We start from the raw sequence: 12,001 nt of genomic DNA, 5'->3' as shown, positions 1-12,001 counted from the left end.
CCAAAGTGACCGGCGTCACGCGCGAGTTATGCGCCGGCGCGAAGCGAACCCTGTGGCCGACCGTCGGCAAACAAAACGGGGGCAAAACCGCACACACTCCTCACGATTCCTCACCCCCGAGACCAAACCGCCCTCGATCCTAAAGGACTTTCCGGGCTCTTTACGCAGTCGTGCACGGCCTTCCGCCCTTCTCCCGCGGACCAACGGCCCTGGCGCACGCCCCGACCAGGGGACTACGCGCCCAGCGCCCGCCGCAGCCTGTCCGGATCGACCTTCCAGAAGTCGTGCTGCTCGCCGTCGACGAGCACGACGGGGATCTGCTCCCAGTACTTGCGGTGCAGCTCCTCGTCCTGGGTGATGTCCTGCTTCTCCAGCGAGGCCCCGGTCTCGGCGCAGACCTTCCTGATCACGTCCTCGGCCACCTCGCACAGATGGCACCCCGGCTTGCCGATCAGGGTGACGGTGCTCTCGGCCGGATTCTTCCTGGGACTGCGGCGGAACAGTGGGCTCATGCCCCCATTGTCCCGCTCGCCGCCCCGCCTCTCCCGACGGCCTTAACAACCCGGTAGCCGACTGTTCACAGCCTCCGAACCCTCTCGACCCCGGGTTCCGCACCCGAAATGGCTATGCTCACGACATGGCCGCTCTGGGATGGCTCACCCCCCGTAGGCGCTCCGCCACCGCGCGCAGCGTCCTGGCTGGCGAGGCCTCGGCCGAGGCCGCCCGCAAGTCCGAGCAGGAACTGCACGAGCAGTACGAGCAGGACCAGAAGAAGGCCAAGGACAGAAAGGACGCGGAGCCCCCGTTCCCGGTCGAGGGCGACGACAAGGCGGCCGCCTTCTTCGACCTCGACAACACCGTGATGCAGGGCGCCGCGATCTTCCACTTCGGCCGCGGCCTGTACAAGCGGAAGTTCTTCCAGCGCCAGGAGCTCTTCCGCTTCGCCTGGCAGCAGGCCTGGTTCCGGCTCGCCGGGGTCGAGGACCCCGAGCACATGCAGGACGCCCGCGACAGCGCGCTGTCCATCGTCAAGGGCCACCGCGTCTCCGAGCTGATGTCCATCGGCGAGGAGATCTACGACGAGTACATGGCCGAGCGCATCTGGCCCGGCACCCGCGCCCTCGCCCAGGCGCACCTGGATGCGGGCCAGAAGGTCTGGCTGGTGACGGCGGCCCCGGTGGAGATCGCCACGGTGATCGCCCGCCGCCTGGGCCTGACGGGCGCGCTCGGCACGGTCGCCGAGTCCGTGGACGGCGTCTACACCGGCCGGCTTGTCGGCGAGCCCCTGCACGGCCCGGCCAAGGCCGAGGCCGTCCGCGCCCTCGCCACCGCCGAGAACCTCGACCTGGACCGCTGCGCCGCCTACAGCGACTCGCACAACGACATCCCGATGCTGTCGCTTGTAGGACATCCGTACGCGATCAATCCCGACAGCAAACTGCGCAAGCACGCGCGCGAACGGGACTGGCGGCTGCGCGACTACCGCACCGGCCGCAAGGCCGCGAAGGTCGGCATCCCGGCCGCGGCCGGCGTCGGCGCGCTCGCGGGCGGCACCGCGGCCGCGATCGCCGTGCACCGCCGCCGCCGCTGAACCGCCGCCGGTCAGCACGGCGTACGCGCACGCCACACCGGCAATCCCTGTCTCTTACCCGGGCACCGCTCCCGCCAGTCCTCTTGACGCGACCTCGCGGAAAGTGACCACAACACGTCCTGCGCAAAGACAGATCACGGTCTAATCCGATCAACAACCGGTCACTCAGCGGTACTTGAACCGCCTGGACTGCGTAACAGAAGAGACGGAACCGATGATTTGAGCAACTGGGTGTAGTGCTGCCTGTACGAAGCGTTATTCTCCTCAGACGCATTGAGGACCCCGCCAGTCGCTACGACGGGTGAACGGTCCAGCACTGCACGTGATGGAAGCTCTGCCTCTGGGAGTCCCGTGTACCCACACGTCGGGGTTGACGCCTCGGGCCTGGCTACGCTGCGCGCAACGGTCCAATCGCACCTGGACCAGTTGCGCGGCTTCGTCCCCACCGCGTACGCCGTCCCCGCCTTCGCCGTGCCGGTCGCTGTCGCAAGCGGCCCGGCCGGCCCCTGCTATGCCCTCGCCGAAAGCAGCACCGCCGCGGTCGGCAGACGGGGCCGCAGCACAGGCACCGCCTCCACCACCGCGCGCCGGCCCGCGGCCGACAGCGACAGCGCCCGCATGATGGAGCTCGTCGAGCGCGCCCAGGCCGGCGAGGCCGACGCCTTCGGCCGGCTCTACGACCAGTACAGCGACACCGTGTACCGGTACATCTACTACCGCGTCGGCGGCAAGGCCACCGCCGAGGACCTCACCAGCGAGACCTTCCTGCGCGCCCTGCGCCGCATCGGCACCTTCACCTGGCAGGGCCGCGACTTCGGCGCCTGGCTCGTGACCATCGCGCGCAACCTGGTGGCCGACCACTTCAAGTCCAGCCGCTTCCGGCTGGAGGTCACCACGGGCGAGATGCTCGACGCCAACGAGGTCGAGCGCAGCCCCGAGGACTCCGTGCTCGAGTCCCTCTCCAACGCGGCGCTCCTGGAAGCCGTCCGCCGCCTCAACCCGCAGCAGCAGGAGTGCGTGACGCTGCGCTTCCTGCAAGGCCTGTCGGTCGCCGAGACCGCACGCGTCATGAACAAGAACGAGGGCGCGATCAAGACCCTCCAGTACCGGGCCGTCCGCACCCTGGCCCGCCTCCTGCCGGACGACGCGCGCTAGGCGCCGCCCCGGCTCGACGCCCCGCTCTCTTTCCCCCCCTCTCCCCCCACGGTCCGTAACTCCCAACTCACCACTGGTGACGAGCTGATGCTTCATGCGAGAAGACAGCGGTCCGATCATCTTTCGTCCGTAACCCAAGTGCCGCGACGGTCGTTGTGCGGGATGCAGGCTCCCTGTGGTCGCAGCCGGAGCGCCTCCACTCACTCGTTGGAGTGGACGCGCCGCAGGCGTGCAACCCTCAGGACCCCCTGGGGAGTCGGACGTCATGACGAGAGGAGGTGCCGCCAGTGATCGCGAATGTCTCGGCACACCGGCGGGCGAACGCCTTCGCCCAGGCCCTGGAGGACCAGTCCGACCAGGGCACGGCGGCCGCACAGCAGTCGCGCGCGACTGACCAGTCCGAACTGACCGAGCAGGGCCGCATGCTGGCCCTGGCCGACGGGCTCGCCGAGCTTCCCAAGCCGGAGATGGACCCCGAGGTCAAGGTCGTGCAGCGGGCGCAGCTCGTAGCGGCCATGGAGGCCATGTTCGCGGGCGGTGAAGCGGACCCTTCCGTACCGGAACAGCGCTCGCGCAAGGGCGCCCACCGGGCGAGCCCCATGCGGAAGTTCCGGCCGCGTTCGCGCCTGTCCAAGGGCATCGCCGCGGGCGGGCTCACCGTCGGTGTGGCCGCCGGGGCGTTCAGCGGCGTGGCCGCTGCCAGCTCCGACGCCCTGCCCGGTGACTCGCTCTACGGGCTCAAGCGCGGCATGGAGGACCTCAAGCTCGGCATGGCCGACAATGACTCCTCCCGCGGCGAGCTCTACCTCGACCAGGCGTCCACGCGCCTGTACGAGGCGCGCCGCCTGATGGAGCGCGGCCGCGCGGGCGCCCTGGACCACGAGTCGGTGGGCGAGGTGAGACGCGCGCTGAGCGGCATGAAGCACGACGCGTCCGAGGGCCACCGGCTCCTCTCCGAGGCCTACGCACGGGACGGCTCGCTCGCCCCCATCCAGGCCCTGTCCTCCTTCTCCCAGTCGCACCGGGACAGTTGGAGCGCGCTGCGCAATGTGCTGCCCCCGCAGCTGGGCGATGTCAGTGACGAGGTCACGTCGGTCTTCGACGCCATAGAGCAGGAGGTCGGCCCGCTGCAGTCCCTGCTGCCCACCCCGCCCCAGTCGGGCGGCGGCAGCGGTTCGGAGCAGCCCGGCCGCAGCACCGACAAGGGCCGCTCGGACAGCGGCGAGCGCACGGCGCCCAGCACGGCCGGCACCGAGGGCTCACGCACCCCGAGCAGCGACAGCAAGCCCAAGCCCCCTCCCAGCTCCGGCAAGGAGAACGAGGGCCTGCTCGGCGGCTCCACCGGCGGCCTGCTCGACCCGCCGAAGGAAGAGGCAAGCCCGAGCCCGTCCGGCAAGGGCAGCCAGGACCCGCAACCCGAAATCACCCTGCCTCCGCTCCTGCCGGGCCTCCTTCCGGGCCTCGGCATCGATGGCGAGGACGCGGAGTAGCAGGCCCTACGAAGGTGGGCACCCCGACCAACCGGGGCGCCCACCTTCGTCTTTACTGGCTTCAGCTTCTGCCCGCCCACCAGCCCGTCCGGCGTTTGAGGACGAGCGCCGTTCAGGCGCGATACGGGGGCAAGGGGCGAAGCCCCAAAGGGGGTGCAGGGGGCGAAGCCCCCGCGTGGGTGCCCACCCAGGGGGCCCGGGGGCCGCGGCCCCCGGTTTCGGGAAGGGGCGGGTAGGGGAAAACCGCCCGCCGCAGGCGCCACCCACCCCAGCCCAGAAGACCAGCCCCGCCCCCCTCAGAAGAACACCGACCGCCGCTGCACCAACAACTTGTACAGCGTGTGCTGTATCTGCTCCCGCACCTGATCCGTCAGATTGAACATCAGCATCGGATCCTCGGCCGCCTCCGGCGGATACCCATCCGTCGGAATCGGCTCCCCGAACTGGATCGTCCACTTCGTGGGCAACGGCACCGCCCCCAACGGCCCCAGCCAAGGAAACGTCGGCGTGATCGGGAAATACGGGAAGCCCAGCAACCGCGCCAGCGTCTTCGCGTTCCCGATCATCGGGTAGATCTCCTCCGCCCCGACGATCGAACACGGCACGATCGGCGTCCCGGCCCGCAGCGCCGTGGACACAAATCCCCCACGCCCGAAGCGCTGCAACTTGTACCGCTCGCTGAACGGCTTCCCGATCCCCTTGAACCCCTCGGGCATGACCCCCACCAACTCACCGCCCTCGAGCAGCCGTTGGGCATCCTCGGCACACGCCAGCGTATGACCGGCCTTACGGGCCAGCTCGTTCACGACGGGCAGCATGAACACCAGATCAGCCGCAAGCAGCCGCAAGTGCCGCTGATGCGGATGGTTGTCGTGCACGGCGACCTGGAGCATCAGACCGTCGAGCGGCAGCGTCCCCGAGTGGTTCGCGACGATCAGCGCACCCCCGTCCGCCGGGATGTTCTCGATCCCCTTCACCTCGACCCGGAAGTACTTCTCGTACACGGGCCGCAGCAGCGACATCAGGACCTGGTCGGTGAGCTCCTCGTCGTAGCCGAACTCGTCGACCTCGTAGTCCCCGGTGATCCGCCGCCGCAGAAACGCGAGCCCGCCCGCGATCCGCCGCTCCCAGCCCCCACCGCCGCCCGCCTGCGCGGGCACCTCCTCGGAGCCCGGCGCCGAGGACCCAGCCCCCGCCTCCGCCTGCCCCGGCAGTGCCTGCACCTCCGCAGGACGCCCGGCGGGCCCGCGTACCTCCCGTACGGAGACAGGCTCACCGGACCGACGCGCGGACGACCGCCGCCGCGCCTGCCCCTTGCCGGCGCCCCCCTGCCCCTTGCCAGCCCCGCCCTGCCCCTTGCCGCCGCCGCGCGACCGGTCGTCGTCGAACGGAATGACCTTGGCGTCCGCCATTGCTCCTGCGCTCCTCAGTTGGCGCTCTGCGTCGGGTGCGTACCGCTGCCGCCGGATCCCCCGGGGCCCGAGCCGTCCGGGCCGTCCGCACCGCCCACCACAGGCAGCTTCGCGAGCCGGTCGACCGCCCGCGCCAGGGCCTCGGGCGGCAGCAGCCCCGGGCCACGGCTGCGGGCGAAGTCCGCGAAGGCCTCCGCGGTGGAGTACTTCGGCCTGAACCCCAGTGTCTCGCGCATCTGCACCGTGGACACCACCCGGCCGTGCGTGAGCAGCCGCACCTGCTCCGGCGAGAAGTCCGTGAGCCCCACGGTGCGCAGCGCGGTCCCGGCCCAGGTGACGGCCGGCAGCAGCACCGGAACGGTCGGCCGGCCGAGCCGCCGCGAGCACTGCGAGAGCAGCAGCACCCCGTCACCGGCGACATTGAAGGTGCCGCTGTTGAGCGTCCCGCGCTCCGGCTCGTGCGAGGCGATCCGCAGCACCTCGATGACATCGTCCTCGTGCACGAACTGAAGCCGCGGGTCGTAGCCGAACACGGTCGGCAGGACCGGCAGCGAGAAGTACTCGACGAGCGGGGTCTCCGCGGTCGGCCCGAGAATGTTGGCGAAGCGCAGCACACACACGGCCACATCGGGCCGGCGCCGCGCGAAGCCGCGCACATAGCCCTCGACCTCGACCGCATCCTTCGCGAAACCGCCGCTCGGCAGCGACTTGGGCGGGGTGGTCTCGGTGAACACGGCCGGATCGCGCGGCGCCGAACCGTACACATTCGTCGAGGACTTGACCACGAGCCGCTTCACCGAGGGCGACTTCTGACAGGCACCGAGCAGCTGCATGGTGCCGATGACGTTGGTCTCCTTGACCGCGCCCCGGCTGCCGCCGCCGAGCGCGGTGCCGGACACGTCCATGTGCACCACGGTGTCCACGGCGTGCTCGGCAAGCACACGGGCGATGGCAGGCTGGCGGATGTCGGCCTGCACGAAGTCCGCACCGCCCAGGTGGTGCTCGGGCGGCTGCGCGTCCACGGCGATCACCCGGTCCACCTCGGGGTCGCGCTGGATCCGCCGTACGAAACGACCGCCGAGCTGCCGGGCCACCCCGGTGACGAGCACGACCTTGCCCAAGATCAGCTCCGCCCTTCCGCTAGAACCGCGCCTTCGCCACCGTATCGGGTCGGTGTTGCGCTGTGATGACCGAGCGATGCACGAAGTGACCACCGACACAGCACCGTCACAGGTCCCCGCCCTGTGGCCGGCCGCAGGACGGGTGCCCAGAAACGGCTGTGGCCCTCCCACCGGAACGGTGGGAGGGCCACAGAGCGCTGATCCAGCGTCGCTTACTTCTTGTTGCGACGCTGGACGCGGGTGCGCTTGAGCAGCTTGCGGTGCTTCTTCTTGGCCATCCGCTTACGCCGCTTCTTGATAACAGAGCCCACGACTACCCTCGCTCACTTCTCTTCACTCGGTGCGGGGCAGACTAGGCCCACACGACCTACGGGGGCCAAGCCTACCCGCCCGAGCTCGAAGCCCGTAATCGAGGTTCCCGCGAGGGCCCGATCAGGCCGTCTCCACCCCCACATAGGAATCGCGAAGGTACTCGTGAACCGCGTTCTCCGGGACTCGGAAGGACCTCCCGACCCGGATCGCGGGCAGATGACCGCTGTGCACCAAGCGGTACACGGTCATCTTCGATACGCGCATCACCGAGGCGACTTCCGCCACGGTCAGGAACGCCACCTCAGAAAGAGGCCTCTGGTCAGCAGCCATGACACACCTGAACCTTCCGCACATGGACGGGCACCGGCTTCCCCTTCCGGTGACTCCTCGTCGCCATGCGCTCACTCCCCAGAGTAGGGGCGGGTGGTGCGAGTGGGGAAGAGGTGCTGCGATCGGTCCTCTACTGTGACAGACCCGCCCGATTGAGTACGTAGCGAGTAAGCGGTCGGTAGTAATCAGACCGCACAGCGTCATCAAGCGGAACGGCGACGGACACCCGCCCCTCGGCCTCTCCGACGAACAGCGCGGGATCATCCGTATCTGCCAGGCCGATCGCCTCAATACCCAGCTGACCTGCACCGCAGACCCAGCCGTGATCCCCCACGACAAGCCCCGGCAGCGGTCCGCCCGAGGCCGCGGCGGCCCCGAGGGCGGTCCGAACCGGCAGCGGCGAGTGGGTGTGTGCGCCCGGCTCACGCCCCGCGCCTCCGGCGCCGCCTTCGCGCACCAGCGCGACTCCCCGTACGTAATCAAGGTTGTACGTGCGTAGACCAAACCGAGTCGTTATGTCGACAGAGCAACCCTGCGCCGGGGTGAGAACAGCACATCCTGCCGCCGACAGAGCGTCTGCCAAGTCGCCGTAGAAGCCGAGCAGTCGGTGCGGATGACCCGTCCCGAACAGCACCGGGACGCTACGCTCCGCAGCCGCCGCGAGCCGGCGCGCGAAGGCGTCCAGGCCCGCGAGGGTCAGCTCGGGGTCGATGACATCGCCCCCCTCACGGTCCTCCGGGTCGGGCGAGACCCCGCACTTGTCGGCCATGAGCGCCAGCAGGTCCCGCGCACCCCAGACCCGTTGAGGATCGAGCCCGAGGAGCATTCTGGGGTCTCGGGCCGCGAACAGCCGATAGTTGCGCAGGGACTTTTCCCGCGAGGTGGCGATGGGGCCGGCGAGCCGCGCCGCCAGAAGATGCGCCCGTAAGGCGCCGGCACTCAACACCCTTTGATCGTGGCGCACTTGCCCCGCGCGAGGCCTCAAAACCCGCTAAATCCCCCACAGTTGGGCTAACACCACGTACCCTCACGCGGCCGCCCCTGGTCAATCCCCGCAGGAGAACAGACCCCTCCCGCCCGGGGGCCGCGCCAGCCCCTCCAGCCTATCCAGCCCCACTGACAATCCAGCCGACTGACCACCCAGCCCACCGACAATCCAGCCCACTGACCACCCACTGTCAGGCCAGCAACCCCCGCTGCGGAAACACCGCCCGCCGCGTGGCCAGAATCGTCTGGTCGAGGCGGTCGGCCGGGTCGTAACCCGCCGACCAGTCGAGCCACTTCGGCGTCCGCCCGTCCGTCATCCGCGCGGGCGCCAACTGCCGTGTCCGCGCGAAGACTTCGTGCCGCCACTCCTCCGGCACCTCGGCACCCGGCTCGATCGGCGCGCCCGCGGCGATGGCCGTCAGATGCGTCCACGACCGCGGCACCACGTCCACGATCGCGTAGCCCCCGCCGCCGAGCGCCAGCCACCGCCCGTCGGCGTGCGCATGCGCCAGTTCGTGACAGGCCTCCTGCACCATCCGCTGCGCGTCCAGCGAGATCGCCAGATGCGCGAGCGGATCCTCGAAGTGCGTATCGGCGCCGTGCTGCGTGACGAGCACCTGCGGCCGGAAGTCCTCGATCAACTCGGGTACGACGGCGTGGAAGGCCCGCAGCCACCCCGCATCACTGGTCCCGGCGGGCAGCGCCACATTCACCGCACTGCCCTCACCGTCCCCCGCCCCGGTCTCCTCGGCCCACCCCGTCTGCGGGAACAGCGTCCGCGGGTGCTCGTGCAGCGAGATCGTCAGGACCCGCGGGTCCTCCCAGAACGCCGCCTGCACCCCGTCCCCGTGATGCACATCCACATCGACATACGCGACCCGCTCGGCCCCGAGCTCGAGCAGCCGGGCGATCGCGAGGGAGGCGTCGTTGTAGATGCAGAAGCCCGCCGCTCCCCCGGGCATCGCGTGGTGCAGCCCGCCGGCGAAGTTCACGGCATGGACCACGTCCCCGCGCCAGATCGCCTCGGCCGCGGCCACGGACTGCCCCGCGATCAGCGCGGACACCTCGTGCATCCCCGCGAAGGCCGGATCGTCGACCGTCCCGATCCCGTACGAGACATCCGCGGCATCCGGATCGGCGGAGGCGGCCTTCACCGCCGCGATGTAGTCCTCGCGGTGCACCAGGCGCAGCGTGGACTCCCCGGCCGCCTTCGCGGCGACCACCTCCAGCTCCCGGTCCAGGCCGAAGGCGCCGATCAGCTTCCTCGTCAGCGCGAGCCGTACGGGATCCATCGGGTGCTCGGGCCCGAAGTCGTACCCCGTGACTGCGTCATCCCACATCAACTGCGCGCGGCCGCTCATGTCCCTCACCGTATCGGTCGTCCCCGGGCGCGAAGGAGCGGGCATACACCAGCGTCAGCAGCACCAGCGCCATGGGCACGAGCATCGCTCCGCGATAGCTCCACGCGTCCCCGAGCGCACCCACCAGCGGCGAACCGATCAGGAATCCCACGTAGTTGAAGATGTTGAGCCGCGCGATCGCCGTGTCCGAGGCCCCGGGGAACATCCGCCCGGCCGCCGCGAAGGTCTGCGGCACGATCACACACAGGCCGAACCCGAGCAGCGTGAACCCCGCGATCCCCGTCCAGGCCCCCGGAGCCGCCGCCACGACCGCGAACCCGAGCGCGGCGAGCACCGTGCCGAACCGCACCACCGCCACCGGCCCGAACCGCCGCACCCCGAGGTCCCCGACGGCCCGCCCGAGCAGCGTCGTCACCATGTAGACGTTGTACGGAACGGTCGCGACCTCCTCCGAACTGTGGAGCACGTCCTCCAGATATTTCGCGCTCCAATTGGAGACGGTCGAGTCCCCGATATACGCGAAGGTCATCACCAGACACAGCGGCAGCAGCGCCTTGAACACCACGGGCTGCGCACCGCTCTTGTCCGCTTCCGCGCCGACGCCCGCCCCGCCGTCCGCGTACCACCGGCTCGCCACCAGAACCGCCGGCACGAACACCGCCACCACCGGCAGATACGAGACGAACAGCGCCAGATCCCAGTGCGCCCCGGCCCAGGCGAGCGAGGCCCCCACGATCCCACCGAGGCTGTACGAGGCGTGGAACCCGAGCATGATGCTGCGCCCGTACGCCCGCTGCAGGCTCACCCCGAGCATGTTCATCGAGGCGTCGAGCGCACCGACCGCGAGCCCGAACGCAGCCAGCGACACCGCGACTTCCCACAGCGCACTGCCCGCTCCCACCCCGAGCAGGGAGAGCAGCACCACGGGCTGGGACCACCGCAGCACGAGCCGGGGCTCGACCCGCTTCACCAGATGCTCCGTGGCCACGCTGCCGACTCCCGCGAGGATCGGCACGGCGGCCAGGAAGGCGGGCAGCAGCGCGTCGGATATCCCGTACCGGTCCTGGATCGCCGGTATCCGTGTCACGAGCAGCGCAAAGGCGACGCCCTGGACGAAGAAGCTGAACGCCAGTGAGCCCCTGGCCGGCCGCAGCCGCGCATCTGTCATGGCCGCACAGCGTAGGGCCGACGGCTACCGACGGGTAGATGATCAGCGCAGCAATTCCAGCAGCTGCCCCATGTCGAAGAAGTACGCGGTGGCTCCGGCCAGCCGCTCGGAGGAGGTCATCGCGGTGTACGCGTACACATCCATGCCGGCGGCCTGCGCGGCCTGCACCCCGAGCGGGCTGTCCTCGACCACGGCACAGCGGTCGGGCCGCACCCCCATCTGATCGGCCGCGTGCAGGAACAGATCCGGCGCGGGCTTCCCCTTCCCGACATCCTCGGAGCTGAAGATCCACTCCTCCTCGAACCACTGGTCGAGCCCGGTCTTCCGGTGCCCGACCCGGATGCGCTCATGACTCCCGGACGAGGCCACACAGTACGAGATCCCCTCGGCGGTCAGCTTCCCGAGTACGTCCTCCGTGCCGGCGACAGGAGTGAGCTCCCGCTCGAAAGCCGAGAACACCCGCTGATGCAGAACCTCGTCGAAATCTGCCGGCAGATCCTGCCCCGTCCGCTCCCGCACCAGGTCGTGCACACGGTGCACGGCGGCCCCCATGTAGTCCCTGAGGGAGTCCTCATACGTCGTGGGGTGGCCCAGCTCGGTCAGGTACTGGGCGAGGATGGTGTTCGAGATCGGCTCACTGTCCACGAGGACGCCGTCGTTGTCGAAGATGACCAGGTCGTAGCGCATACGACGAACTGTAAGCGGACACAACGCAAAAAAGCCTCAACCCCCGGACAATGTCCAGGGGTTGAGGCTTTATCAAATTTAGTTCGGCGGCGTCCTACTCTCCCACAGGGTCCCCCCTGCAGTACCATCGGCGCTGTGAGGCTTAGCTTCCGGGTTCGGAATGTAACCGGGCGTTTCCCTCACGCTATGACCACCGAAACACTATGAAACTGACAACCGCACCACCCGTGACCTGGGCGGGGTTGTTCGTGGTTTCAGAACCAACACAGTGGACGCGAGCAACTGAGGACAAGCCCTCGGCCTATTAGTACCGGTCAGCTCCACCCCTTACAGGGCTTCCACATCCGGCCTATCAACCCAGTCGTCTACTGGGAGCCTTAACCCCTC

At 69.4% G+C, this 12,001-nt stretch carries 12 protein-coding genes and 2 rRNA genes; 3 read left to right on the top strand and 11 right to left on the bottom strand.

Annotated features, from left to right (window positions below):
* Window positions 1-233 precede the first annotated feature (233 nt).
* Window positions 234-512: a glutaredoxin family protein gene (locus BLT97_RS35655; RefSeq protein ID WP_093617948.1), complete on the bottom strand. Its 279-nt coding sequence runs from the start codon at window positions 510-512 to the stop codon at window positions 234-236.
* Window positions 513-637: 125 nt separating this feature from the next.
* Here BLT97_RS35655 and BLT97_RS35650 point away from each other — a divergent pair, with 125 nt between their 5' ends.
* The 3 genes from BLT97_RS35650 to BLT97_RS35640 all read left to right on the top strand — a co-directional run bounded on the left by BLT97_RS35650 (window position 638) and on the right by BLT97_RS35640 (window position 4,236).
* The gene (locus tag BLT97_RS35650; protein WP_093617946.1) at window positions 638-1,591 is read left to right on the top strand and encodes an HAD family hydrolase; all 954 of its coding nucleotides are present in this window, start codon (window positions 638-640) and stop codon (window positions 1,589-1,591) included.
* 351 nt (window positions 1,592-1,942) lie between these two features.
* Entirely contained in the window at window positions 1,943-2,746 is an 804-nt protein-coding gene (locus BLT97_RS35645; protein ID WP_093617944.1) for an ECF subfamily RNA polymerase sigma factor, BldN family, read from the top strand.
* 287 nt (window positions 2,747-3,033) lie between these two features.
* Window positions 3,034-4,236: a DUF5667 domain-containing protein gene (locus tag BLT97_RS35640; protein ID WP_093617942.1), complete on the top strand. Its 1,203-nt coding sequence runs from the start codon at window positions 3,034-3,036 to the stop codon at window positions 4,234-4,236.
* A gap of 296 nt (window positions 4,237-4,532) precedes the next feature.
* Here the strand turns inward: BLT97_RS35640 and BLT97_RS35635 are convergent, their stop codons facing one another.
* The 10 genes from BLT97_RS35635 to BLT97_RS35590 form a co-directional block, all read right to left on the bottom strand.
* Entirely contained in the window at window positions 4,533-5,648 is a 1,116-nt protein-coding gene (locus BLT97_RS35635; protein ID WP_093617940.1) for a lysophospholipid acyltransferase family protein, read from the bottom strand.
* A gap of 14 nt (window positions 5,649-5,662) precedes the next feature.
* Window positions 5,663-6,769 carry an NAD-dependent epimerase/dehydratase family protein gene (locus BLT97_RS35630; RefSeq protein ID WP_245769733.1) on the bottom strand — a complete coding sequence of 369 codons (1,107 nt, stop codon included), beginning with the start codon at window positions 6,767-6,769 and terminating at the stop codon, window positions 5,663-5,665.
* A 212-nt stretch (window positions 6,770-6,981) separates the two neighbouring features.
* Complete coding sequence (locus BLT97_RS35625) at window positions 6,982-7,080, bottom strand: 30S ribosomal protein bS22 (RefSeq protein ID WP_003948845.1); 99 nt, start codon at window positions 7,078-7,080, stop codon at window positions 6,982-6,984.
* A gap of 121 nt (window positions 7,081-7,201) precedes the next feature.
* On the bottom strand, window positions 7,202-7,411 hold the full coding sequence (locus BLT97_RS35620; RefSeq protein WP_176954010.1) for a helix-turn-helix domain-containing protein: 210 nt from the start codon (window positions 7,409-7,411) through the stop codon (window positions 7,202-7,204).
* Window positions 7,412-7,541: 130 nt separating this feature from the next.
* Window positions 7,542-8,357, bottom strand: a complete 816-nt coding sequence (locus BLT97_RS35615; protein ID WP_093617938.1) for a phosphatase — start codon at window positions 8,355-8,357, stop codon at window positions 7,542-7,544.
* Between the two features lie 232 nt (window positions 8,358-8,589).
* Window positions 8,590-9,759, bottom strand: coding sequence for an acetoin utilization protein AcuC (locus BLT97_RS35610; RefSeq protein ID WP_093617936.1), 1,170 nt, complete (start codon window positions 9,757-9,759; stop codon window positions 8,590-8,592).
* The gene (locus BLT97_RS35605; protein WP_093617934.1) at window positions 9,728-10,927 is read right to left on the bottom strand and encodes an MFS transporter; all 1,200 of its coding nucleotides are present in this window, start codon (window positions 10,925-10,927) and stop codon (window positions 9,728-9,730) included. Before BLT97_RS35605 ends, BLT97_RS35610 begins: the two co-directional genes overlap by 32 nt.
* Window positions 10,928-10,969: 42 nt before the next feature.
* Window positions 10,970-11,614, bottom strand: coding sequence for an HAD family hydrolase (locus BLT97_RS35600; RefSeq protein ID WP_093617932.1), 645 nt, complete (start codon window positions 11,612-11,614; stop codon window positions 10,970-10,972).
* Between the two features lie 81 nt (window positions 11,615-11,695).
* A 5S ribosomal RNA gene (rrf, locus tag BLT97_RS35595) occupies window positions 11,696-11,812 on the bottom strand.
* A gap of 86 nt (window positions 11,813-11,898) precedes the next feature.
* A 23S ribosomal RNA gene (locus BLT97_RS35590) occupies window positions 11,899-12,001 on the bottom strand; the annotation flags it as partial.

The sequence above is a fragment of the Streptomyces indicus genome, from assembly GCF_900100315.1.
Lineage (GTDB): Bacteria > Actinomycetota > Actinomycetes > Streptomycetales > Streptomycetaceae > Streptomyces > Streptomyces indicus.
Note: the sequence above shows the minus strand (reverse complement) of the source record. Positions and strands in the feature narration are given on the sequence as shown.